The organism is Flavobacterium frigidum, assembly GCF_048286735.1.
GTDB lineage: Bacteria > Bacteroidota > Bacteroidia > Flavobacteriales > Flavobacteriaceae > Flavobacterium.
In genome coordinates this window covers 26,998-52,355 of the sequence record NZ_JBLVPU010000001.1, presented here as the reverse complement: position 1 = coordinate 52,355, position 25,358 = coordinate 26,998, and the positions used below count along the sequence as shown (strand labels likewise).

The window sequence follows — 25,358 nt, the reverse complement described above, 5'->3', positions numbered from 1 at the left end:
TTAAACTGAAAATCGGTGATTTATAGCGGTTTTAATTACCTTTACCACCGATAAATAGGAAATATGATCAAGTGGTTTAGTTTAGGATTTTGGGAGTTAATAGCCCGAGTTGTCCTTAGAAATAGGATTTTAATGTTGTCCATAATTATTGCGATAACAGCTCTTTTAGCCTTGCAATGGAAAAATATCCATTTTACTTTTACAGAAGCTAATTTATTACCTGAGGATAATAGTGTCAATATTGAGTATAATGCCTTTTTGAATAAATTTGGTGAAGAAGGAAATTTAGTTATTATTGGGGTAAAAGACAACGCCATTTTTACTCCAGAAGCCTTCGCCTCATGGAGCAAGCTAATGAACTCAATCAAAGCAGATCCTGCTGTTGATCTAATTGTGTCGCTTAATGATTTAAAGAAATTACAAAAAAACGACTCGCTTGAAACCTTTGAATTGGTTCCGTTCGTAGACCAAATCAAAACCGTTAACAAAGCGTATCTCCAAAAAATAAGAAAAGAACTTTTTAATGACCTGCCTTTTTACGAAGGATTGCTTTTTAATAAAAAATCAGGAAGCATTCGTTCTGCGGTTTACATGGACAAGGAAATTGTCAATACTGCTGCACGTAAGGATTTCATTTTAGACAAACTCGTTCCAGCGGTTGAAACATTCGAAAAAGAAACCGGAATCGACCTGCGTGTTTCCGGAATGCCTTACATTCGAACACTAAATGCAAAAACCATCACAGACGAAATTAGCATCTTTATTGGCGCTTCCCTTCTCGTCACCTCCTTGCTTTTCTTTTTCTTTTTTAGAAGTTTTAGAGCCACTTTAATTTCATTGATTATTGTCATTATTGGTGTCATGTGGTCCTTTGGATTTTTAGGATTACTGAATTATGAAATCACCGTTTTAACCGCTTTAGTACCTTCTTTAATCATTGTTATTGGAATTCCAAATTGTATTTTCTTGACCAATAAATACCATCAGGAATATAAAATTCACCGCAACAAAGCCAAAGCTTTGCAACGCGTTACTACTAAAGTGGGAATGGCAACCTTAATGACGAATTTAACGACAGCTATTGGTTTTGCTACGTTTGTGGCTTCAAACAATCAATTGTTATTAGAATTTGGAGTGGTTACATCCATCAATATCATGGCACTTTTCTTTTTGTGCATTATTGTGATTCCTATTTTTCATAGTTACATTCCAGCACCCAAAGAACGCCATATCGAACACTTGGATCGCGATTATGTAAAGGCTTTTATGGGATGGATTCTGAGAAACATAAAATACAATCGCTTTACCATTTATGTAGTGTCCATTGTACTGCTAGTCATTAGTATCATCGGAATTTATGAAATGCGTATTTCTGGTAGTTTGATAGAAGACATGCCAAAAAAAGAGGCCTTTTTTGAAGACATAGTTTTCTTCGAAAAAGAGTTTGATGGCGTAATGCCACTAGAAATCATGATTGACACCAAGCGCAAAAAAGGAGTTATGAAGTTGTCTACCCTCAGGCGAATGGACGAACTAGAGGAAGCTATTGATGAAATTCCTGAGCTTTCAAAACCGATTTCTATCGTGAATATAGTTAAGTATTCTAAGCAAGCGTACTACAACGGAAAACCAGAATACTACGATTTACCCACTTCACAGGAGCAGTCCTTTATCTTGTCCTACGCAAAAAATGCGGCTAAAAATTCAAAGGACAACTTAATGAAAAGCTATGTGGATTCTACAGGACAATTTGCCCGAATTACAACATTTATGCGTGATGAAAGCGGCGATAAAATTGCCAAAATTGAAGCTGAAATTCGCAAAAAAGCAAATAAACTTTTCCCAACAAATCAGTACAAAGTAACCATTACGGGCAAAGCACTCGTTTTCCAGAAAGGAACAGGATACTTGCTCAACAATTTACTTTCGTCACTAGCTTTTGCCTTTTTACTGACGGCACTTTTAATAGCATTTATGTTCCGTTCGTTCAAAATGGTATTGGTTTCTATCATTCCTAATCTATTACCGTTAATGTTAACCGCCGGAATCATGGGCTTTCTAGATATTCCCTTGAAACCGTCTACGATATTGGTTTTCGGAATTGCATTTGGACTCTCTGTAGATGACACCGTGCGCTTCCTATCGCAATACCGAGAAGAATTAAAGAAAAACAACTGGAAAATACGCAAATCTGTTTATGCAACATTTACAGATGCTGGCTTGAGCATGTTCTATACTTCGATCGTGTTGTTCTTTGGGTTCTCTGTCTTTATGCTGTCTAGTTTTGGAGGAACAATTGCATTGGGTGGATTAATTTCTTTGACCTTACTGTTTGGAATGTTATCAAATTTAATGTTGCTGCCAGCTTTGGTACTCACCTTAAATAAAACATTGGCCAACGAGCAAGATTTCATCGAACCTAAAATAGACATTATTGAGCCAAGCGATGTAGCCATCGATGATTTAGAACTCAGAAAATAATATCAGGAGCTCTTTCCGGCTATGCGTTGCAATCTTCCTGTTTAAAAAAAACAGGAAGGATTTTCACTGCTATCCGGGCTAGGGAACTGTTTAGGGTAGAGAAATTTTTTAAACTAAACGATTTAAAAACCTCAAAAATAGTAGAACGGCACGTTGCACTAAAAAAAGTATTATATTAGAATTGCAATTGTTTTATAGTGTACCACTAAAACTTACACAGCACGACTATAAATTAATACTAAAACATTAAGAAAAAAATTATGATTGGATTATATATAAATTGGGAGGTAGACTCAGAAATCATCAATATAGGCGGATTCCCTATAAAATATTACGGACTATTATTTGCTGCGGGTTTGCTGTTGTCCATGGCAATACTTAAGAAAATTTATAAGAAAGAAAATTTAAATGATAGCGCACACGAAGCATTATTTCTATACGGCATCATCGGGATTTTTGTTGGAGCGAGATTGGGGCACTGCTTCTTCTATGACTTTGATTATTATTCTAAAAATCTAATCGAAATTATTTTACCAATAAAAAAAACGATCACTGGGGATTATAAATTCGTAGGTTTCTCAGGCTTAGCCAGTCACGGAGGAACAGTAGGTTTACTTATTTCTATTTATTTATATTCAAAAAAATATAAAATCAAGTACCTCAAAATCCTAGATTTAATTGCAATTGTTGCTCCACTTGGAGCGGCGTTTATAAGGCTTGCCAACTTAATGAACTCAGAAATGATTGGCAATCCCACAACATTACCATGGGCATTTATTTTTAAACGTGTTGACACTATACCAAGGCATCCTGCTCAATTGTATGAAGCCATTGCTTACTTTGTTATTTTTCTATTACTCTTTATAACCTACAAAACTAAAAACATAACAATAGGAAATGGTTTTTACTTTGGCCTAGCAATTACGCTAATTTTCAGCATGCGAATCTTAATCGAGTTTGTCAAGATCAATCAAGTAGCATTTGAAGAAGGCATGAAGTTGAATATGGGACAAATTTTAAGTATTCCTTTTATATTAATTGGTTTGTATTTTACAATAAGAAATGGGCGAAATAAGGAAATGAACTAAAAAAAACCGTTGAGAGACCTGGAATAAATAGTAATCAAATCTTTTTTTTTAAATAACAAATGGCCAATTATCGTACTAGTTTTTGAAAGGGAAAAGGAAAATACTAAAATGTCAGCTCAATTTATTCTTAAATAAGAAAAATGAATACCTACAATTTATCAACTGCAAGACTGCTTATAAAGCCTATTATCCAAGCTGATCTTCATTACGTTCACACCTTACATTCACTTCCTGAAGTAGACCAATTCAATACTTTAGGGATTCCAGAAAATATCAATGATACCAAAGCCATTCTTGATAAATGGATGACTGGAAATACACGTAGTTTTACTTTCACAATTTGTTTACAAACTTGCCAAGAATGTATCGGGATAATTGGAATTAATTTGGGGAAACCTAAATACAACAATGCAGAAATTTGGTTTAAATTTGATCCAGCTTACTGGAATAAAGGATACGCAACAGAGGTTGTAAATGCCATCCTAGAGTTTGGTTTTAACACCTTGAAACTGCACCGAATTGAAGCCGGTTACGCTACAGGTAATATCGGCTCTATCAAAGTATTAGAAAAAGTAGGTATGATAAGAGAAGCACATACAAGACAACTGCTACCACTACAATCAGGTTGGTCTGACAATTATGGTTACGCAAAATTAGCAACCGACTAATAAGGATTAACCACGTAGCTGTATATTTTTTCTAGGCATAAACAAACTGTTCTTCACAAACCAATCCCTTAAAAAACCGCAATAAAATCATGGCATACAGCGAAATAACAAATACGACAAAACGCCTCTCACCACTTATTGAGGCTGCTGAGTTATCGGAATTGTACAAAAACGATGCAGTAGTTCTTGTTGATGTTAGCAATGGGAAAGACGCTAAAGCCAATTACAACGCAAAACATTTAGACCAAGCACTGTTCGTCGATTTAAATACTGATTTGGCTGATATTAAAGTGGATCTCGCAAATGGAGGAAGACATCCTTTACCACAAATTGAAAAATTTGCGAAGACGTTGACAAAGTTCGGAATAACAAATAGCAGTCACGTTGTCATTTATGATGATAAAAACGGAGCCAATGCTGCAGCTCGATTTTGGTGGATGTTGCGAGCAATTGGTCATGAAAAAGTTCAAGTTTTAAATGGAGGATTACAGCAAGCCGAAAATATGGGGTTTCCAACAAATGATAAAACAGAAACGCCAAAGCTTATCCCAAACTACACATTCGACAATTGGAAACTACCAACTGCAACAATTACCGAAGTGGAAAACAATTCTCAAAACGAAAATTATTTGGTTATTGATGTTCGAGAAAACAGTCGGTATCGCGGCGAGTATGAGCCTATAGATTTAGTGGCAGGTCATATTCCTGGGGCAATCAACATTCCTTTTGCTACCAACTTAAATCAAAACGGGCAATTTTTACCACCAGTAGAACTAAGACAAAAATATCAAGAAATTTTTGGAGCAATAAAAATGGAGAACATCATTATTCATTGTGGCTCTGGCGTTACTGCATGCCAAACTCTTTTAGCCATCGATTATGCTGGGCTAGCAATACCAAAACTTTACGTTGGCTCTTGGAGTGAATGGTCTAGAAACGATAAAGCGATTATAGTTTTTAAATGATCGATTTACATCAAAATTTTTAAGCCGTTTTGTACTTCTTAAAGATTTATTTGATTTTAAAACTTGATGAGAGTAAAAAAATTTACGGACCCATTGTTATTAAAAATCTCGTTTGCTGGAAAATGCCACAAAGAACTAAATAAACGTATAATTAGTTTTACGAGCAATGAGCCTACTGTTCTATCGGGCTCATTTTGTTTATTTCATTTTACTACTATTTTCCAAGGCAATCTCTAAATCTTGGTATTTTGATGTTACTTTCTCGATAATCCCATTATTATTGACTATAAGATGAGTAGGAAAACTGTTAATTTGAAGAGTGTTATTCATAAACGTTTTCAGGTTAGGAACTACGGAGTACAATAATGGTCTTTTAAGTAAAAACGCCTTTAATTCCTCTGGTGAATCTTCAGCCAAGCTTATAAACACGATATCTTTTCTGTTTTTGTATTGCAGAGCCATTTCATTTACCTCCGGAAATTCTGCGACACAGGCCACACAATGAATGAACCAACATTTAATTACTACTATTTTCCCTTTGAGGTTTTCATTAGTAATCAAATTACCGTCGAGGTCTTTAAAAGAAAATACGGGAAAAGGTTTCCCTTCCTTTTTAAAATTCTGCATTGTGGCGAAAGCCTCCTCTGCAATCGTAGCTTGTATGCTTGTATCGGAAGTAGCCTCAATTTTAAAAAGTTTATAATAAAAAATATTTTTGTCGGTCGATGCAAGCCGAATCGGGATAAAACCACCATCTGCTAATGTTTTAAGAAACTCCCCTTTGGTAATTTCTTTTGAACTAGCATCTAGGCCAATAAAATTTCTAGAGAGCATTACATTATTATTATAATAAGTCCACCAATCTATAAAATTTTTCTGAATCTCTAAGGAATTTACTTCAGGCTCGCCATAAGAAGTTGGACTAGAACAAGAAATGAGCAGTATAAAAAAAGATAGGCTATAAAAAATATTTTTCATAATGATTTAATAAGTGACTAATGTACCCGATTTAATCTAATGCAAAAAAATAATTTACTTTATTTACCGCTATTGGGCTTAGAACTCAGGAACAGTTGAAAAACCGTATCAGGATCTTGGTTTAGCAAGACCTCTATCATAAAGTACAATACTGCCTGCAACAGATACGTTTAAACTTTTCTCAGATTTGAATTTGACCAAATGATGGCATTTTGCGATAGCTGCTTTCGATAGACCGTTATCCTCGGCACCTAATAAATACACGCAACGTCGTGGATGTTCAAACGTTTCGAGATCAACAGCGTTTTCATCCAATTCCACACCTACTAAGCGAGCGCCTTTGGGTAAGTTGTTGTAGAAATCCTCAAACGATTCATAATGAAAATAAGGAATTGATTTGACTGCATTGTGCGTATCACAGGCTTGTTTAGCATAGCGATTACCAATTGTAAAAATATAACTGGCGCCTAAATTTTGCGCCGTACGCCACAAAACCCCTAAATTTTCGGGAGTTTTACCGTTTTGGATTCCGATACCAAAATATTCTGTTACAAAATTGTCGTTCATGCCGCAAAAATACAAAGTGTTTGTAGGTTAATCAAGTTTTTAAACCGGATTATACTTAGAATGCATTACAAGTTTACATCTGACAGAAGTACATTTTTTTTGGAACTGACGAACTTGATAATTGAAGACTCTTAGCCCCGATAGAAGCGGCATCCTTTTATCTCGTTTTTAAGAAGGAGATAAAAGATAGAGTGAATAGCGGGAAGCAGCTCCTGATTGACTTAAATATATTTTAAACCTTTAATGGTCAATACTTTGAGTATTAATATTGCAACTATACTTTATAATTCCTTACCAGTGAAAATACTTAGAACTAAAATAGCGTAAACTCTTAAAACATAATAAAACTAATTTTAAAATTAATACCTGCTGTGTGTATTTTAGCATTTTTACAAAATTAACAAAGCAAATATTCCTACAAATTTTACGCTAACTCATAAATAAAATGTACTTTTAATTACTTTTTTAGATTTATGTTATGAATAAATTTTTTACATTTTTGCTATTCTCGTTTTCTCTATCAGTATATGCTCAAGGCGAGGCTAATATTTGGTATTTTGGTGACCGTGCAGGAATGGATTTTAACAGCGGTACTCCAGTTGCATTAACTAATGGAAAACAGACTACTTATGAAGGTTCTGCAACAATATCAAACAGTGCTGGTCAATTGTTATTCTATACTGATGGTGTATCTGTTTATAATAAAAACCATCTCTTGATGGAAAATGGAAGCGATCTAAGAGGTGGTTATTCCAGCACGCAATCAGCAATTATAGTAAAAAAGCCTAAATCCTCCACGATTTATTATATTTTTACTTGTGATACTAAAGGGAGTAGCGAAGGAATAAAATATTCTGAAGTAGATTTATCTTTAAATGGAGGATTAGGAGCAGTTACTTCCAATAAAAATATTTTATTATTTACGCCAACTACTGAAAAATTAACAGCAGCTTTAAATAGAACGGGAGAGGGAGTCTGGGTCATTACTCATGGATATGGAAGTAATAATTTCTACTCATTCTTTGTAGATAACTCAGGTGTAAATTCTATCCCAGTTATTAGTAGTACTGGTGTATTAGTAGCAGGAGTTCAGGATGCCATTGGTAGCATGAAAGTGGCTCCAACAGGGGATAAATTAATTTGTGCTAATACCTCCAGTTTAACTGAACTGTTTAATTTTAATAATGAAACTGGTGTCGTAACTAATCCTCGATTGATTACGAATAAACCAAATTCTTATGGTGTAGAATTTTCACAATCTGGAAAAATTGCATACCTAACAACCGGAAGTGATATTCCTAAGAAATATGAACTGAATCAATATGATTTAACAGCTGCTAATATCCCTGGTTCTGAAATCAATTTAATAACTACAATCTACAGGGAATCTAGCCCACTTGCCTTGCAGTTAGCTCCTGACGGGAAAATCTATGTAGCCAACGACCTCGTCCCTTATTTAAGCGCTATTGCTAATCCTAATGTTTTGGGTAGTGGATGTAATTTTCAATTAAAAGCTGTTGACCTGAAGGGCAGACTTTCGTATGCTGGTCTTCCTCAATTTACACCATCTAATCTTCAAGTCACCATAAAAATGCAAAATAACTGCTTGGGCGAAAGCGCTTCTTTTTCATTAGATAGCAATCGAGAAATTATTGCTGCGCAATGGGATTTTGGTGATGGCAATTCCTCCACTGATCTCAGTCCTAATCATTTTTATTCGTCAATAGGAAATTACACCGTTTCCGTAAAAGCAACATCGAATACAGGTGTAACAACAGAAACTAAAAACATTGTTATTTACGAACTTCCTACAGCCTCTCAACCACAAAATATCTCAATATGTGATAACAATAATGATGGTTTTCATGCTTTTGATTTGACATCTCAAAATACAGCAATACTTAATGGTCAAGACCCCAATTTATATAAGGTTGATTATTATGTTAACGCTTCTGACTATAATGATAATTTAGCCATAAATAGCCCATCAACATACACAAACACAACAGCCTACTTACCACAAACGATAATTGCTTCAGTAACAAACAAAGCTAATCCGTCTTGTAAAAGCAGTACTTCATTTTCAATTTCTGTTAATGAAAGACCTATTCCAGAAATTTCCACTGCTATATCAACCTATATAGTTTGCGATAATACGAGCGTTGGTAATGATACTGATGGACGTGTTTTATTTGATTTAACTCAAAAATCTTCAACAATTTTAAAGGGACAGTCAGCGACTCAGTTTTTACTTAGTTATTACCAAGACATTGCTTTGACGCAAAATATTGCAGCGCCATCAGCTTATGCAAATGCCAATGCAACAGAAACGATTTATGTAAAAATGTATAACAAAAATGATCCAATTTGTTTTGCAACAACATCGTTCAATATACAAGTGAGTGCATTACCTACTATCAATCAAAATGTTGATTTAAAACAATGTGACGATGATATTAATGGATTTACTATTTTTAATTTAGAGGAAGCTATCCCAAAAATAACAGCTAATGCTACAAACGAAAGCATCACCTTTTATACCACTCAAATTGATGCACAAAATAAGCGTAACCCAATAACCAACCCCGCTAGTTATAGCAATCAAATAATCAGTAACGATATAGTTTTTGCGAGAATTACAAACTCTAATGGCTGTTTTAAAATTGCTACAATAAACCTAATAATTTCTACAACGCAAATTCCGATTAATTTCGTTAGAAATTTTACAGTTTGCGATGATGCAGTTTTGGGTACCAATACAGACGGTATTTCGAGTTTTGATTTTAGTAGTGTAAACAAGGAAATAAAAGATCTTTTTCCCACAGGACAACAATTAGACATTACCTACTATCGCAATCTTAATGATGCTTTAACAGAAAAAAATACAATTTTAGATATTGTAAATTATAGAAATATAGGGTATCCCAATTCTCAAAAAATTTATGTTCGTATTGATAGTAAACTTAACAATGATTGTTTGGGTTTAGGTTCTCCTATTCAATTAAATGTTGAATCAATACCAGTTATGCAACCTATTAAGGAAATACAATGTGATGACAACCACGACGGCTTTTTTGCTTTTGACACCTCTACAATTCAAACTCGATTATTGAATGGTTCAACTAACTTCATTTTAAAATACTTTGATGAAAATAATAATTCTTTATCAAGTCCGCTACCCAATCCTTTTGTAACTCATTCGCAAATAATTAAAGTAGAGGCAGCCAACAATTCAATAACTGCTTGTTCCTTTGAAACAACATTAGAATTCGTGGTTTCTAATTTACCAGAAGCCTCTCCTATTCCCTCCAATATGTTAATTGTTTGTGATGATGAAATCGATCCCACTAAGCAAGACGGAAAATATGCTTTTGATACTTCTACCTTTCAAAATACCATCTTGAGAGGTCAAACTGGAATGATCGTAAAGTATTATGATGCAAGTAATAATTCACTTTCAAGTCCATTGCCCAACCCATTTGTAACTAGCTCACAAAATATAAGAGCGGAGGTCATTAATTCAAATAATGCGAACTGTATAGCAACTATGACTATACCATTTGTAGTTCATCCGTTACCATCAATAAACTTGACCGGTAAGGAACGACTTTGCAGCAATAGTAGTAATCCTACCAAAGTAATCAATGCAGCCCTTGTTGATGAATTATTAATAGATAATTACACATATGAGTGGACTTATAACGGAAATCTAATTAGTGGCGAAACAGAATATAATTTAACAATTGACAAAACGGGAACCTATACCGTGAAAGCAACTACTGTTGACGGATGTTCTAGAACTAGAATAATTGTAGTTTCTGCCTCTAATATTGCTAAAATAGAAAACATAAAAATTGAAGATCTTACTTCTATAAATAGTATTCAGGTTATCGCAACGGGTACAGGTGACTATGTTTATGCCTTGGATGACGAAAATAGCTACTATCAATCAGAAAATCTTTTTACTAATGTTAGTGCAGGAATCCATACGGTTTATGTAAAAGACTTGAATGGCTGTGGTATTGCCTTACAAGAAATAGCAATACTTGGAATACCGAATTTCTTTACACCAAATCAAGATGGTTTTAATGATTATTGGAATATAAAAGGCGTCAACAAGACCTTTAATGCTAAAACAGCTATTCATGTTTTTGATCGATATGGTAAGTTAATAAACAAGTTAAATCCTTTAAATCAAGGTTGGGATGGAAACTTTAATGGGCGACCTTTGCCTTCTGACGACTATTGGTATACCATAGCACTAGAAGATGGTAGAATTTTGAAAGGACATTTTACCTTAAAAAGATAAAATAACATGCACAATAGGCTAAAAATTAAACCTTAATTTCTATTGTATTTAGCAAGTCCATTTTTAATTAATTAGAGATTTCTCAATTCCAATACTCTATAGCCCAGATTACTTCAGCATGCTGTTATTTAGATAGGAGTTACATGAACTGCATTTGAAGCGACTCCTTTTGCTTTTTTAAAGAAAAAAAGTAAAAGATAAAGCGAATAGCGGGAAATAGCTCCTGATAACATCATTTCTCACCGTGACAATTACAAACAAATCATTTATATTTGCAGTTCGGTTACGAGACAATTTTTAATATCAACTATATACATAAAATGAGACATACAAAAGTTAAAGACTTACTAAACAGCACAAAAACGCTTCATGAAGTAAATGCAAAAGGATGGGTGAGAACTTTTAGAAACAATCAATTTATTGCCTTAAACGATGGTTCGACCATTGATAATATTCAATGTGTTGTCGATTTTGAGAACACGCCAGACGAAACATTGAAGAGAATTACAACTGGAGCAGCGATATCCGTTACCGGAACGTTAGTAGAAAGTAAAGGTGCCGGACAGAAATTTGAAATTCAGGTCGCTAAATTGGAAATCCTAGGAGATTCTGATGCGGAGAAATTCCCGATACAACCAAAAAACAAACCTAGCTTAGATTTCTTGCGTGAAAATGCACATTTAAGAGTCCGTACTAATATGTTTGGAGCGATTATGAGAGTACGCTCTGTATTATCGTATGCGGTTCACAGTTATTTTCAGGAGAAAGGTTTTGTATATGTGAACACCCCAATTATCACGGGATCAGACGCAGAGGGCGCTGGTGAAATGTTTAAAGTTACGGCTTTGCCATTTGACGGAACACCAAGAACCGAAGACGGAAAAGTAAATTACAAAGAAGATTTCTTTGGGAAAGAAACGAACCTTACCGTTTCTGGACAATTAGAAGGAGAAACTTTTGCGATGGCTTTGGGACAGATTTATACTTTTGGACCAACATTTAGAGCCGAAAACTCGAATACTTCGCGTCACCTTGCGGAATTTTGGATGATTGAGCCTGAAGTGGCTTTCAATGATTTGAATGACAACATGGACTTGGCTGAAGATTTTATTCAGTACGTGATTAAGTATACGATGGACAAATGTCCGGAAGATTTGAAATTCTTGGAAACACGATTATTGGACGAAGAGAAATCGAAACCAGTTGCTGAAAGAAGCGAAATGGCGTTACTTGACAAATTAAACTTTGTTTTAGAGAACAATTTCAAACGTGTTTCATACACGGAAGCCATTGATATTTTAAGAGAATGTACGCCAAATAAAAAGAAAAAATTCAACTATATCATTAACGAATGGGGTGCTGATTTACAATCAGAACACGAGCGTTATTTAGTGGAGAAACACTTTAAATGTCCGGTAATCTTGTTTGATTATCCGGCAAATATCAAAGCATTTTACATGCGTTTGAACGAAGATGGAAAAACAGTTCGCGCCATGGATATCCTTTTCCCTGGAATTGGAGAAATTGTTGGTGGATCACAGCGTGAAGAGCGTTTTGATGTTTTGGTAGAAAAAATGAAAGCCTTAGGAATTGATGAAGAAGAGTTGTGGTGGTATCTTGATACCCGAAGATTCGGTTCGGCGGTTCACTCTGGTTTTGGACTTGGATTCGAAAGATTGGTCTTGTTTGTAACAGGAATGACAAACATTCGTGACGTAATTCCTTTCCCAAGAACACCAATGAATGCAGAATTCTAAAAATTTGTTTAAAGTTTCAAGTTTCAAGTTCAACAACCTGAAACTTCAAACGTTAAACAAAAACAACAAAAATATAAAATGCTAAAGCAATTCTTAAATTTAAAATTATCCCAAAAATTATCTCCACAGCAAATCCAGCTGATGAAGTTAATTCAATTGCCTACGCAAGCTTTTGAGCAACGTTTACTCGAGGAAATGAACGAAAATCCAGCTCTTGAAACTGGAAAAGAGGAAGAGGATTACGAGAAAGACGAGTTCGAAAACGAAGATTATGATGATTATGATGATGCCGAATCAGAGCGAATAGAAGCTGAAGATATCAATATCGACGAATATTTAAGCAATGATGAAACGCCTGACTATAAAACACAAACTAGTAATTACAGTGACGATGATGATGATCGCGAAACACCATTTGCTGCTCCGGTAAGTTTTCACCAAGATTTAATCAATCAGTTAAATACTTTTATCCTGAATGATGAAGAGCGTGAAATTGCTGAATTCCTCGTTGGCAGTATTGACGACATGGGTTATATCCGTCGTAGCGTACCAGATATGGTAGATGACATGGCTTTTACTCAAGGCATCTACACCGATGAAAAGATGGTGCAAAAAATGCTGCAAGTCATTCATGAACTAGAACCTTCTGGTGTAGGAGCACAAGATTTACAAGAATGCTTGCTTTTACAATTGAAACACAAAACACCCACAGAATCTGTAGAACTAGCCACTGATATTATCGAAAATCAGTTTGATGCGTTTACTAAAAAACATTACGACAAGTTAATTCAGAAATATAATGTTTCGAATGAGCAACTTAAAAAAGCCATTCACGAAATAGAGAAACTGAATCCAAAACCAGGCGGATCTTTTACTGGAAATAATAAAGTTACTGAAAATGTAGTACCTGATTTTGCCATTAGAATTGTAGAAGGCGAGCTGGAATTGACCTTGAACGGACGGAATGCACCATCGCTGCATGTTTCTAAGGATTATCAAGAAATGATGCAAACGTATAAGGATTCTCGAGACAAATCGGCTCAGCAAAAAGATGCAGTACAGTTCATTAAACAAAAACTGGATTCGGCTAAATGGTTTATCGATGCCATTCGCCAACGTCAGGAAACGCTTTTTGTTACCATGAACGCCATTATGCACTATCAAGAAGAATTTTTCCTAGATGGTGATGAAACCAAACTGAAACCAATGATCCTTAAAGACATTGCTGATATGGTAGGTCTTGACATTTCGACCATTTCACGTGTGGCCAATAGTAAATATGTAGAAACACCGTATGGTACAAAACTGATCAAAGAGTTTTTCTCAGAATCTATGAAAAACGATCAAGGTGAAGATGTTTCTACACTCGAGATCAAGAAAATCCTTCAGAATACGATTGAAGAAGAAGACAAGAAAAAACCATTGCCAGACGATCAACTTGCCGAAATCTTGAAAGAAAAGGGCTATCCAATCGCAAGAAGAACCATTGCAAAATACAGAGAACAACTCGATATTCCAGTGGCGAGAATGAGGAAGAAGATGTAAACTGGAATTTAAAAATACTAAAAAGGGGAAATTTGTTTGAAACAAATTTCCCCTTTTTTTATAAAATAATCCTTTCAAAATTTAAAACTATTCCAGGTTTCCTCTAAACAATACCTTACTTCTCCTGATCCTTCCGCATTGCATGATAATACGCGGCACGACTTAAAGGCTCGTATTCTTCGGTTTCGCCAAGCATAACAAGCTTGTCATTATCGGTTTTACGAAAACTATAATTGGCAAGATTTCCGGTGCGGGTACAAACAGCATGCACTTTAGTTACATACTCAGCAGTTGCCATTAAGGCAGGCATGGGTCCAAAGGGATTCCCTTTAAAATCCATATCCAGTCCAGCTACAATCACTCGGATTCCTTGATTTGCCAAATCGTTACAAATTTTGACTATTTCATCATCAAAAAACTGTGCTTCATCAATGCCTACTACATCGCAACCTTGCGCCAAAATAGCAATATTAGCTGCAGCGGGAACGGGCGTAGAACGAATTTCGTTAGCATCATGCGACACCACCATTTCCTCGTCATAGCGCGTATCGATGGCCGGTTTAAAAATTTCTACTTTTTGTTTGGCAAATTGTGCTCTTTTCAAACGACGGATCAGTTCTTCAGTTTTACCCGAAAACATGGAGCCGCAAATGACTTCGATCCAACCAAATTGTTCTTTATGATTTACTGTATTTTCGAGAAACATTTTGTATTTTTCTGACTTAAAAAATGAATAGCTTTTATTACTTCGTAATAGATAAACGGACTTAAAAATTTTATACTTTTACGTCGTTTCAAAAGTATACAATTTATATCAAATCGAGTATTTGACTGCACTTATTTAAAAAAATAAATCTTATTCATAAAGAATTCCTTTTCTAGGGAAGATATACAATAACCATCGACACAGACCTGCCTAACACGCTATAATTTCAACAGTATGAAAAAAAAATTGGAAGCCGATTTAATCAGCATTGCACACCGAATATTACAGCTAAAAAATAAATCTGACATAAACCAATTGTATTCAGAGACTCAAAAATTGTATGAGAAACTTTCTGTATTGCGCTTTATAGAGGAGCACTTTAGCGAAGTACAGCCTACAATTGGAGGAGTCGCATTAGAACAAAAAATCGAATCTATTTTTGACCAAGAAGCATTGCCTCAAACCGAAATTAAACCCATAATTGCAGCAACTGTTGCGGAAGAAATCCACGATATAACAGCAGAAGAAACCACGCAAGCTGCAGAAATAAATGAAGTGGAACCGATACTTGAAGCGGCAGTGGAAACTGAAACTCTTATAGAAGTAAGCGCACGTACTGAAGTAAGAACACCAGAAACAGAAGTATTGATGGTTGTTGAGGAAGAAAAAGAAATTGAAGAAGAAATAATTACAACCACTGAAATCGCTTCAATCCATCCCGATTTTGAGTTAACTCAAGAGGACGGAACAGAAACGGAACAAGAAATGCCAAAGAAAAAGGAACCGGTCCAAATTTCTTTCGAAGATTTATTAGGTGGAAATTACCATGACACTCAATTTGTAAAGGTCCAAGAAATTAAAGACACTCCTAAAGAAACTGTGATCAACCCTCCAAAAGAAATCATTGTGGAGGAGGAAAAAGAAGAAATTATAAAAGAAGAAACTGTTGAACAAAAAGCTATTTCCTTGAACGGAAAATTAGCCAAAGGAATCAACATTGATCTAAATGATCGTATTGCTTTTATAAAACACCTTTTCGGTAACAGCAGCGAAGACTACAACCGTGTTTTAAACCAATTGATCACGTTCAACACCTTTTATGAAACCCGCGATTTTGTTCAAGAAATGGTGAAACCAGACTACAACAATTGGGAAGGAAAACAAGATTATGAAGAACGTTTTATGGATATTATAGAGAAAAAATTCTTGTAAATATCCTAGATTTCCATTGCGATCAGAAATGATACTTTTGGAGATTTTTACTAAATTATTTCAACTATGTCAAAATTATATATCGTTCCTACACCCATTGGCAATCTCGAAGACATGACTTTTCGAGCCATTAGAATTCTTAAAGAAGTAGATTTGATTCTTGCCGAAGATACGCGTACGAGCGGAAAACTATTAAAGCATTTCGAAATTGGCACACACATGTACAGCCATCACATGCACAACGAACACAAAACTGTCGAGAATCTCATTTCGAGATTGAAAGCTGGGGAAAACATCGCTTTGATTTCGGATGCGGGAACACCAGCGATATCAGATCCGGGTTTTTTATTGACTCGTGCTTGCGTTGAAAACGGAGTTGAAGTGGAGTGTTTGCCAGGTGCAACAGCATTTGTACCAGCTTTAGTCAATAGTGGTTTACCCAATGATAAATTTGTTTTCGAAGGATTTCTACCTGATAAAAAAGGGCGTCAAACACGTTATTTGGCTTTAGCCGAAGAAACAAGAACGATGATTTTATATGTTTCTCCCCATAAATTAGTGAAGACTTTAGCAGAATTTATCATCTATTTTGGCGAAGATCGTCAAATTTCAGTTTCCCGAGAATTATCTAAACTGCACGAAGAAAATGTACGCGGAACCGTTAAAGAAGTAGTCGCTCATTTTAATAAAATTGCTCCACGAGGAGAAATTGTAGTCGTAGTCAGTGGAAAAACAATCACCAAAGAACCTAAAAAAAGTAAATTTTCTGAGGAAGAATAACCTACAAATACATCATGAATTTAGAATCCTTTTTAGAAAAATTAAAGCAGACACCAGAATCCATCACTTTTACAGAAACTATCGCTGTAATTGAAGAAAACTACAATTTTACTCCCACAGCATTCGAGAACGGTTTGCAACACAATACAGTTGGAGAAAATTTAGGATCCTGTAAATTATTTTCGTTTGCAGAAATTCATAACTTATCAGAAGCGGAAACATTATCCTGTTTTGGTGCATTTTATTATGATGATGTTTTAAAAAATCCAAACGGTACTGATCATCAGAACATACGTAATTTCATGAAAACGGGCTGGGACGGAATCGCTTTTTACGGAAGTGCTCTAGTGTTGAAATAAAAATACAAATTCTCTTTCAGGTCGAGCGCAGTCGAGACATATCAATTAGTCTCGAATTCGCTCGAGCTGACAAATTTCCTAACACAATTTTAAAATACCAAATCAATATGCGTTGGACTTTAAAACCAAAACCTTCAGAGGAGACGGTGAAACATTTGGCGACAGCCTTAAATGTAGAAGATTTTGTGGCTACTTTATTAGTGCAACGTGGCATTAACACTTTTGTGGAAGCAAAAGCATTTTTCCGTCCAAGTTTAGATAATTTACATGATCCATATTTAATGAAAGATATGGAAAAGGCCGTAGAACGCATCGAGAAAGCAATCGAAAACGAAGAAAATATTCTTGTTTTTGGCGATTATGATGTTGATGGCACTACTTCTGTTTCGCTCGTTTCTTCCTATTTAAAAACCTATTACCCTAATGTTGCTACCTATATTCCGGATCGGTATGATGAGGGTTACGGCATTTCATTTAAAGGAATTGACTTTGCAGATGACAATGGTTTTTCGCTTATTATCGCTTTAGATTGCGGAATAAAATCGATCGATCATGTCAACTATGCTAAGGCAAAAAATATTGATTTTATCATTTGTGATCACCACAGACCAGGCGAATTCTTACCCGAAGCCGTCGCTATTTTGGACCCAAAACGAGACGATTGTCCTTATCCTTATGATGAATTGTGTGGTTGTGGAATCGGTTTTAAATTGATTCAAGCATTGGGCAGTAACCGAAACCAAACCACCGAAGATTTGATTCCGTATTTAGATTTAGTGTCGGCTGCGATTGCTGCTGATATCGTTCCCATGACTGGAGAAAATAGAGTATTAGCTTATTTTGGATTACAAGTCATTAATTCTAACCCAAGGCCAGGAATCAAAGCCATCATTCACCAAATAAAAAAGAAAGTTCTAGATATTACCGATGTTGTTTTTATTATCGCACCCAGAATAAACGCTGCAGGACGTATTAAACATGGGAATCACGCGGTGGAATTATTAACCGAATTTGATTTTGAGCAAGCCCAACAATTTGCTTCTGAAATCGAGGCATATAATTCAGAACGAAAGGATTTAGACAAATTAATCACAAAAGAAGCCTTACAACAAATTGAGCAAAACAATGAAAAAGAACGTTTTACATCCGTAGTTTTTGAAGAAAATTGGCATAAAGGCGTAATAGGAATTGTCGCGTCCCGATTGATTGAAACCTATTATCGTCCGACCTTAGTTTTTACCAAAAGCGGCGACAAATATGCAGCTTCGGCGCGCTCCGTAAAAGGATTTGATGTATACAATGCTTTAGAAGCATGTTCAGAACATTTGGAACAATTTGGAGGTCACATGTATGCTGCGGGAATGACGATGAAGGAAGAAAACTATCAAATCTTCAAGGATGCTTTTGAAAAAGAAGTGGAAAGAACCATTCATCCAGATATGTTAACACCCGAAATTGCAGTTGATGCCGAAATTGATTTTGCTGATATCACTCCAAAATTCATTCGAATCCTAAAACAATTTGAACCGTACGGACCCCAAAATATGACGCCCGTTTTCTTGACCAAAAACATCAAAGACACCGGTTATGGAAAACCTATGGGTCAAGAGGATGAACACTTAAAACTTTTTGTCAAACAATCCCTAAGCCTCGGGACTGAAGGCATTGCTGCAATTGGTTTTAATTTGGGCAACAAAATCAAACTAACTACGCACCAAAAATCTTTTCAAGCCTTGTATTGTATTGATGAAAATGAGTGGAATGGCAAAAAAAGCTTGCAATTGCGGTTGCGAGATATTAAAGAATGATCCTATTGTTATGAAAAAAAACGACCCTTACTCGGCGCTGCGCTACAGAGAATTCAATATATTTTTGTTATTGCGTTTTGCCATGGTTTTTGGATGGTCGATGCAGTTTATTATTATTGAGTGGGAAGTGTACAGCTTAACCAAAAATCCGTTATCATTAGGAATCATCGGATTAATGGAAGTCATTCCAGCCATTTCGATGGCTTTGTTTGCCGGACACATTGTAGATCAAAAGGAAAAAAAAGGTTTGCTTTTCAAATGTATTTTAGGATTTTCAATCATTAGTTTGGGCTTATTTTTATTTACTTGGCCTCCTTTTATAAAAGATTTTGCTGCCCAAACTATTTTATACTCCATTTACTTTTTCGTGTTTTTAGGAGGATTGGTCCGCGCTTTTCTGGGTCCGACCATATTTTCTCTTTTGGCCTTAATCGTGCCTAAAAAAATATATCCAAATGCCGCCACTTGGAGTAGTTCCGTTTGGCAGATTAGTTCTGTTTTAGGACCTGCAGTTGCGGGTTTCTCTATCAATTGGATTGGTGTTCATGGGTCTATGTTCATCGTTTTGGGATGTTCACTTATCGCATTGGTTGCTTTGACCCAAATTGAAACGAAACCAATTTTAAATCCAAAAATTGGCGAACCCATTATGGAAAGTTTGAAAGAAGGCGTAAAATTTGTTTTCAACAATAAGACCATTTTAGGTGCTTTATCACTAGATATGATTGCTGTTCTTTTTGGTGGAGCTGTTGCGTTATTGCCCATTTTTGCACAGGATATTTTGAAAGTAGGCCCTCAGGGATTTGGCGTTTTGAGAGCTGCGCCAGCTGTTGGCGCTTTTTTGATGCTAATAATCTCCGCTTACATTCCTTTTACAAAAAATGCGGGTATGAAACTGTTATCGGCAATTTTTGCATTTGGAATTTGCATCATTGTTTTTGGCCTATCCTCTATTTTTTGGTTGTCCGTTGCGGCTTTATTTTTAAGTGGTGTTTTTGATGGATTTTCGGTGGTGATACGTCAAACCATTCTTCAATTGAAAACTCCAGATCACATGCGGGGTCGCGTAGCTGCTGTAAATTCAATTTTTGTGGGCTCTTCAAACGAATTGGGAGCTTTTGAAAGCGGCTTGACGGCTAAACTAATGGGTACTGTGAGTGCAGTGGTCTTTGGCGGAAGCATGACTTTAATTACTGTTATTTTCACAGGCATTATATCGCCTACTTTTAGAAAACTGGACTTGCAACAAGATGTTGAGGAGCATGAGAAATCTTAAATTGGTTTAAAACCAAAGTTTATGCAAATTTAAAGTGAAATTGCACTTGGACATAAAAGTTCTATTTTATCATTTCAAAAAAAATGAAATCAAATTTATCTGTTTCAATATTTGATAAAACGAAACCTTAATAACACTTTACAATATTTGAACTTAAAAAAACCCTCAAATATATTTGCTTTCATTTCAAATCCTAAAACTACTGCTACTTAAACTACATTAATAAAATGCATACAAGGTGGCAAACTTGAGTGTCAAATTCTACGCTAATTGTTAAAATTATTGCTCTTTAATCTGATTGGTGTTTTTCTGTTTGTAAACTTTGTACAAAAAAATTATTAAGAATATAACTCCCAGAATGATATTTCTATATGGGCCCTTATTAATTTCATATGAAAAATCATCTAAGTCAATAGAAAACAATCCCATTATCAGCAATATACCGCCCAAATAAAAAAAGAATTTCGATACTTTATTTTCAGTTTTCATAATTTAATTTTTATAATGATTTTAATACTTTTTGATCTCAAAATCCTCACCATCAAAAACGCCAAAGGTAAAATAAGTAATCCAGTCGCCTAGATTCACGTACTCGGCATTTTCGCCAACAGAAACTTTCATAGGTAGATGGCGGTGACCAAAAATAAGGTAATTGTAGTGCTTGGTTTCTAGTTTTCTTTTGGAATAAAGAATAAGCCATTCGTTGTCTTCACCAAGAAAAGTCACATCTTCATCACCTGAAATAAGTTTGTTTTTAACGGACAGGTATTGCGCCAGTTTTACGCCAAGATCAGGATGCAACCATCTGAAAAGCCATTTGAAAAACGTATTGGTAAACACTTTTTTCATGCGTTTGTACCCTAGATCTCCAGGACCTTTTCCGTCACCGTGGCCAATAAGAAATGTTTTATCTCCAAAAGCATATTCTTGATTGTCATGAAAAACTGGAATGTTCAATTCCTTCTGGAAATAATCTTCCATCCACAAATCATGATTCCCCACGAAGAAATAAATAGGAATACCACTATCACGAAGTTCTGCTAGTTTACCCAAAACACGGATGAAACCTTTTGGCACTACGGTTTTATATTCGAACCAAAAATCAAATAAATCGCCCAATAAAAAAAGAGCTTCGGCATCACTTTTAATTTCGTCGAGCCATGCCACGAATTTTTGTTCTCTAGGAAAACTCAATTCGGGTGTTGGTGCGCCAAAATGCTGATCGGATGCAAAATAAATTTTCTTATTGTGGGGTAATTGCATGAAACTAAAGTATAGATTTAAAATTATCACTTGCAAACCACTCCGCAAAAGAAGATTCGGTTTCTTGCAGTTTTAAGGAGAAAAGAGATATTCCTTCTGGTAATCGACTGGTAATTCGTTGAGCAAAATCAATTACCATATTCTCACTTGTGGGTTGGTAATCGACTACTATAACATGATGCCCGCGGTTGATCAACTCATTGGCTAAATCAATATGAGGTGTTGTTCCGTTAAAAACGGTCGCGTGATCAAATTGATCTACAATTTCTTCTTTTACAATTTTCTTTAAATCCGTAAAGTCTATTACCATTCCGAATTTTACATTAGAACGATCCGTAATTGGAGTGCCAATTACGGTTACTGACAATTTATAACTATGACCATGAACATTTTTACATTTCCCATCATAACCATATAAGGCGTGGCCGGTTTCGAAACTAAATTGTTTTGTAATTCTGATATTGCTCATTGGAGTTTAATTTTGATGCAAATTTAGTGATTTTTTGACTTGCAGTAAAAGCTTTGTTCATCAAACCACTTGAAGTAAAATAAAACCCCGAATTCAAAAAAAATTTGCAGTAAAATAGCACGTTTATTCCGATTAAAATTTACAATTAATTAACATATCGATTGCTTTACCAATAATATTAGTAATATATTTGACCTTCAAATAATTGAAAGCAAATAATATGATTTTACATGCTCAATAACTAGATTATATCTATTACCTCTTAATTATTAGAATAAAACTAACTAACACTTATTTATTACTTTTTCTATGAAAAAAACTTTACTCAACAATGTTTTCATTGTATTACTCACCTTTTTGGGTTTGAGCTTAAGTTCATCACTTAACGCACAAGCTACGTACACATGGAACCAAACAGGCAGCGCCTCTTTTGGTCTTGCTGCAAACTGGTCTCCAAGCAGAGATACGCCAGCAGCTAATGATATTTTAGTTTTCAACAATGGAGCTACAACTATTGTAACTGATGTACCTGCACAAACTATAGGCGGTCTTACAGTTACGACAAATACCAATGTAACTTTAAACACATCATCTACACCCGCAAAAATACTAACCATCACTAATGGTCTTAGCGACGCAGATTTTTCTGTTGAAAGTGGTTCTCAACTTAATGTGGCCATTACAGGAGGCGCGTTTCCTTTGACCATTGCTATTGGTACTGGAGCAACTGGAATCGTTGCTGGTTCTATGACATTCTCAAGCGCAACGGCTTTAACTACAAACGCCATAACTGCTGCTGACGCAAGTGGTTTAACTTTCACAAATGGCGCAATAGTAACGCAAAGTACAAATAGCACAGGTAACCTTTTTGGTAGTGGAACAAGTAATAGTGTGCTATTTACAAGTGGATCTACTTTTATACAGGCTGCTGGTTCAAACCCTTTTCAAAAAACTCAACCTGCATCAGTAGTAGTTTTTCAAACAGGGAGTTTGTTTAAATTAATAGCAAATCAAGCTCCTGCTTCTTCTGGAAGAACCTATGCAAACCTTGAAATTGCCGCTACTGGATTTAGTCAGAGTCCTACTGGCGGAAGTAATTTATCAATAGACAACCTGACAATTACCACAGGGACTCTCAACATAAATCTTACCTCAGCAGTTTCAATTAAAGGAAATATTAGTGTTGCTGCAGGACAAACATTGTCTTTCAATCCTGCAACGGCAATTGGATCATTAACATTTAATGGTACGAATGCTCAAACCATCAACAATGCAGGCACACTTACTTTTAATGCGAATACAAATGCAATTATAGCAAATACAAACGGAGTTACTTTTAACCAATCACAAACATTGTTAGGAAGTACTACTGTAAATGCTGGGGCTACATTAGCAACAAACGGAACCCTGACACTTTCAGGTACACCTGCTATCAATGGAACACTACGATTAAATTCAACTGGATCACTTGCAGGTGTCACTCCTACTTATGGTGCTGCTTCAAGTCTAGTATACAATGGCATTATTGGCGGTGCCAATGTAGGAAACGAATGGACCGGCAACGCAACAACAGCTGGGGTTGGAATTCCTAATAACGTGACTCTTAACAGCAGCAGCATCAACATCAACAGCAATAGAGGTCTTGCAGGTAATTTATCCGTTGACTCTGGAAGCACAGTAACTGTAAAATCAGGAAATAATTTTTCTGTTGCGAATAGTTTGTTTAATAACGGTACAGAATCTTCATTCGTTCTTGAAAATAATGCGAATCTTATCCAAAATGGGACTAGTAATACCAATACAGGCGCTATAACCATCAACCGAAGCGGAGCATCACTTATGTTTTTGGATTACAGTTTATGGTCTTCCCCAGTAAGCGGACAAAAATTAAAAGCTTTTTCACCTAATACGTTAGACAATCGTTTTTATACCTACAATCCAACTACAAACATTTATGTGCCCGTTGCTGCTCCAGCTACTACTGATTTTGCATCAGGAAATGGGTACTTAATTCGTGTTCCAAATGATCATCCTACTACTCCTACTATCTGGAATGGAATGTTTAAAGGAGTTCCAAATAATGGAAATGTTACGATCACAGGCTTGACTTCAGGTACGTTTAATGCAGTAGGAAATCCGTTTCCATCTACTATAAGCGCTGATGCTTTTATCACAGCAAACAGCATTACAGAGCCATTGTATTTTTGGAGAAAAACAAATGCTGCTGCAGGAACTGCTTATGCAACCTACACGATGGCAGGAGCTGTGGGGACACCTGGAAATGGTGGTATCACACCAAACGGAACCATTCAAGTAGGACAAGGATTTATTGTAAAAACAACTTCAAATTCAGTTGCATTTGCTAATACAATGCGTACTGCCAACAATTCAAATCAAATACTAAGAACTGCTAAAGCAGAAAAAAATAGAATCTGGCTAAACCTATCTAAAGGTACGGAATATGTAAACCAAATGATGGTAGCTTACATGGATGGCGCTACTAGCGAAATTGACAATACATTAGACGGAAGATACATTAATGACAATCAAACCGCGCTAACCAGCTCATTAAAAGGAGAAGAATTTGTGATCCAAGCCAAAGGATTACCATTTGATTCTAGTGACACTGTTCCATTAAGTTTTAAAGCAGAACAAGCAGGTAGTTTTGCCATTGCAGTAGACCATGTTGATGGTTTGTTTTTAGGCAATCAAGAAATTATACTTAAAGATTTAAAAGCAGGAACAGAGCAAAACTTAAAAGCAGGATCTTACACGTTTACAAGTGATGCTGGTACTTTTAAAAATCGTTTTGAAATCACTTTCAAAACCAGCCAAACTTTAGATGTTAACGCTCCAAGTTTTGATGAAAATAGCGTAATTATATTTAACCAAAACGGATCGTTAAACGTATCTAGCAGCAAAAATACTATCAAAAATATTCGTGTTTTTGACATAAGAGGTGTTTTAATAGCAGAACAAAAAGACGTAAATGCCAATACAGCAAGCATCAAAAACGTTACTGCCAGCAAACAAACTGTTTTAATTCAAATTACTTCAGACGATAATAAAACCGTAACTAAAAAAGCTATTTTTTAAGCTGTAGCCAATAGAAACCAGATACTGGAAT

The 25,358-nt window shown here is 35.5% G+C and carries 18 protein-coding genes; 13 read left to right on the top strand and 5 right to left on the bottom strand.

Annotation, left to right across the window (positions count from 1 at the left end; translation table 11 throughout):
- Window positions 1-63 precede the first annotated feature (63 nt).
- The 4 genes from ACNQGO_RS00235 to ACNQGO_RS00220 all read left to right on the top strand — a co-directional run bounded on the left by ACNQGO_RS00235 (window position 64) and on the right by ACNQGO_RS00220 (window position 5,202).
- A complete protein-coding gene (locus tag ACNQGO_RS00235) occupies window positions 64-2,481 on the top strand; it encodes an efflux RND transporter permease subunit (RefSeq protein WP_417946994.1) in 2,418 nt (805 codons plus the stop codon).
- A gap of 260 nt (window positions 2,482-2,741) precedes the next feature.
- A complete protein-coding gene (gene lgt / locus ACNQGO_RS00230) occupies window positions 2,742-3,569 on the top strand; it encodes a prolipoprotein diacylglyceryl transferase (protein ID WP_417946996.1) in 828 nt (275 codons plus the stop codon).
- Window positions 3,570-3,709: 140 nt separating this feature from the next.
- Window positions 3,710-4,237: a GNAT family N-acetyltransferase gene (locus ACNQGO_RS00225; protein WP_417946997.1), complete on the top strand. Its 528-nt coding sequence runs from the start codon at window positions 3,710-3,712 to the stop codon at window positions 4,235-4,237.
- Between the two features lie 89 nt (window positions 4,238-4,326).
- Window positions 4,327-5,202, top strand: a complete 876-nt coding sequence (locus tag ACNQGO_RS00220) for a sulfurtransferase (protein ID WP_417983821.1) — start codon at window positions 4,327-4,329, stop codon at window positions 5,200-5,202.
- Window positions 5,203-5,400: 198 nt separating this feature from the next.
- On the opposite strand, the gene ACNQGO_RS00215 is transcribed toward ACNQGO_RS00220, so the two are convergent.
- Window positions 5,401-6,180 (bottom strand): TlpA family protein disulfide reductase, encoded by a 780-nt coding sequence (locus tag ACNQGO_RS00215; RefSeq protein ID WP_417983820.1) that lies wholly within the window; start codon window positions 6,178-6,180, stop codon window positions 5,401-5,403.
- 108 nt (window positions 6,181-6,288) lie between these two features.
- Window positions 6,289-6,747, bottom strand: coding sequence for an RNA methyltransferase (locus ACNQGO_RS00210; RefSeq protein ID WP_417944871.1), 459 nt, complete (start codon window positions 6,745-6,747; stop codon window positions 6,289-6,291).
- A gap of 478 nt (window positions 6,748-7,225) precedes the next feature.
- Here ACNQGO_RS00210 and ACNQGO_RS00205 point away from each other — a divergent pair, with 478 nt between their 5' ends.
- From ACNQGO_RS00205 to rpoN, 3 genes are all read left to right on the top strand, one after another.
- Window positions 7,226-11,056, top strand: coding sequence for a T9SS type B sorting domain-containing protein (locus tag ACNQGO_RS00205; protein WP_417983819.1), 3,831 nt, complete (start codon window positions 7,226-7,228; stop codon window positions 11,054-11,056).
- Window positions 11,057-11,376: 320 nt separating this feature from the next.
- A complete protein-coding gene (asnS, locus tag ACNQGO_RS00200; protein WP_315209501.1) occupies window positions 11,377-12,813 on the top strand; it encodes an asparagine--tRNA ligase in 1,437 nt (478 codons plus the stop codon).
- 78 nt (window positions 12,814-12,891) lie between these two features.
- Entirely contained in the window at window positions 12,892-14,358 is a 1,467-nt protein-coding gene (gene rpoN / locus ACNQGO_RS00195; protein ID WP_417975687.1) for an RNA polymerase factor sigma-54, read from the top strand.
- Between the two features lie 115 nt (window positions 14,359-14,473).
- Here rpoN and ACNQGO_RS00190 read toward each other — a convergent pair whose 3' ends face one another.
- A complete protein-coding gene (locus ACNQGO_RS00190; protein ID WP_188049018.1) occupies window positions 14,474-15,064 on the bottom strand; it encodes a thymidine kinase in 591 nt (196 codons plus the stop codon).
- 234 nt (window positions 15,065-15,298) lie between these two features.
- Here ACNQGO_RS00190 and ACNQGO_RS00185 point away from each other — a divergent pair, with 234 nt between their 5' ends.
- The 5 genes from ACNQGO_RS00185 to ACNQGO_RS00165 all read left to right on the top strand — a co-directional run bounded on the left by ACNQGO_RS00185 (window position 15,299) and on the right by ACNQGO_RS00165 (window position 20,499).
- Window positions 15,299-16,276, top strand: a complete 978-nt coding sequence (locus ACNQGO_RS00185; RefSeq protein WP_417983818.1) for a hypothetical protein — start codon at window positions 15,299-15,301, stop codon at window positions 16,274-16,276.
- A gap of 66 nt (window positions 16,277-16,342) precedes the next feature.
- Entirely contained in the window at window positions 16,343-17,056 is a 714-nt protein-coding gene (gene rsmI / locus ACNQGO_RS00180; RefSeq protein ID WP_417948282.1) for a 16S rRNA (cytidine(1402)-2'-O)-methyltransferase, read from the top strand.
- Window positions 17,057-17,070: 14 nt separating this feature from the next.
- A complete protein-coding gene (locus tag ACNQGO_RS00175; protein WP_417983817.1) occupies window positions 17,071-17,415 on the top strand; it encodes a HopJ type III effector protein in 345 nt (114 codons plus the stop codon).
- A 107-nt stretch (window positions 17,416-17,522) separates the two neighbouring features.
- Window positions 17,523-19,223, top strand: a complete 1,701-nt coding sequence (recJ, locus tag ACNQGO_RS00170) for a single-stranded-DNA-specific exonuclease RecJ (RefSeq protein WP_417983816.1) — start codon at window positions 17,523-17,525, stop codon at window positions 19,221-19,223.
- Window positions 19,224-19,233: 10 nt separating this feature from the next.
- The gene (locus tag ACNQGO_RS00165) at window positions 19,234-20,499 is read left to right on the top strand and encodes an MFS transporter (protein WP_417983815.1); all 1,266 of its coding nucleotides are present in this window, start codon (window positions 19,234-19,236) and stop codon (window positions 20,497-20,499) included.
- Between the two features lie 510 nt (window positions 20,500-21,009).
- On the opposite strand, the gene ACNQGO_RS00160 is transcribed toward ACNQGO_RS00165, so the two are convergent.
- Window positions 21,010-21,762 carry a UDP-2,3-diacylglucosamine diphosphatase gene (locus tag ACNQGO_RS00160; RefSeq protein WP_417983814.1) on the bottom strand — a complete coding sequence of 251 codons (753 nt, stop codon included), beginning with the start codon at window positions 21,760-21,762 and terminating at the stop codon, window positions 21,010-21,012.
- 4 nt (window positions 21,763-21,766) lie between these two features.
- A complete protein-coding gene (locus ACNQGO_RS00155) occupies window positions 21,767-22,231 on the bottom strand; it encodes a 6-pyruvoyl trahydropterin synthase family protein (RefSeq protein ID WP_417975704.1) in 465 nt (154 codons plus the stop codon).
- A 309-nt stretch (window positions 22,232-22,540) separates the two neighbouring features.
- Here ACNQGO_RS00155 and ACNQGO_RS00150 point away from each other — a divergent pair, with 309 nt between their 5' ends.
- The gene (locus tag ACNQGO_RS00150) at window positions 22,541-25,327 is read left to right on the top strand and encodes a beta strand repeat-containing protein (RefSeq protein WP_417983813.1); all 2,787 of its coding nucleotides are present in this window, start codon (window positions 22,541-22,543) and stop codon (window positions 25,325-25,327) included.
- Window positions 25,328-25,358: the final 31 nt, after the last annotated feature.

Coding starts and splice junctions, on each gene's coding strand:
- ACNQGO_RS00155 (WP_417975704.1), bottom strand. CDS start 22,231: ATGAGCAATATCAGAATTACAAAACAATTTAGTTTCGAAACCGGCCAC.
- ACNQGO_RS00210 (WP_417944871.1), bottom strand. CDS start 6,747: ATGAACGACAATTTTGTAACAGAATATTTTGGTATCGGAATCCAAAAC.
- ACNQGO_RS00150 (WP_417983813.1), top strand. CDS start 22,541: ATGAAAAAAACTTTACTCAACAATGTTTTCATTGTATTACTCACCTTT.
- ACNQGO_RS00215 (WP_417983820.1), bottom strand. CDS start 6,180: ATGAAAAATATTTTTTATAGCCTATCTTTTTTTATACTGCTCATTTCT.
- lgt (WP_417946996.1), top strand. CDS start 2,742: ATGATTGGATTATATATAAATTGGGAGGTAGACTCAGAAATCATCAAT.
- ACNQGO_RS00235 (WP_417946994.1), top strand. CDS start 64: ATGATCAAGTGGTTTAGTTTAGGATTTTGGGAGTTAATAGCCCGAGTT.
- asnS (WP_315209501.1), top strand. CDS start 11,377: ATGAGACATACAAAAGTTAAAGACTTACTAAACAGCACAAAAACGCTT.
- ACNQGO_RS00190 (WP_188049018.1), bottom strand. CDS start 15,064: ATGTTTCTCGAAAATACAGTAAATCATAAAGAACAATTTGGTTGGATC.
- ACNQGO_RS00160 (WP_417983814.1), bottom strand. CDS start 21,762: ATGCAATTACCCCACAATAAGAAAATTTATTTTGCATCCGATCAGCAT.
- rpoN (WP_417975687.1), top strand. CDS start 12,892: ATGCTAAAGCAATTCTTAAATTTAAAATTATCCCAAAAATTATCTCCA.
- ACNQGO_RS00225 (WP_417946997.1), top strand. CDS start 3,710: ATGAATACCTACAATTTATCAACTGCAAGACTGCTTATAAAGCCTATT.
- ACNQGO_RS00220 (WP_417983821.1), top strand. CDS start 4,327: ATGGCATACAGCGAAATAACAAATACGACAAAACGCCTCTCACCACTT.
- ACNQGO_RS00175 (WP_417983817.1), top strand. CDS start 17,071: ATGAATTTAGAATCCTTTTTAGAAAAATTAAAGCAGACACCAGAATCC.
- recJ (WP_417983816.1), top strand. CDS start 17,523: ATGCGTTGGACTTTAAAACCAAAACCTTCAGAGGAGACGGTGAAACAT.
- ACNQGO_RS00165 (WP_417983815.1), top strand. CDS start 19,234: ATGAAAAAAAACGACCCTTACTCGGCGCTGCGCTACAGAGAATTCAAT.
- rsmI (WP_417948282.1), top strand. CDS start 16,343: ATGTCAAAATTATATATCGTTCCTACACCCATTGGCAATCTCGAAGAC.
- ACNQGO_RS00185 (WP_417983818.1), top strand. CDS start 15,299: ATGAAAAAAAAATTGGAAGCCGATTTAATCAGCATTGCACACCGAATA.
- ACNQGO_RS00205 (WP_417983819.1), top strand. CDS start 7,226: ATGAATAAATTTTTTACATTTTTGCTATTCTCGTTTTCTCTATCAGTA.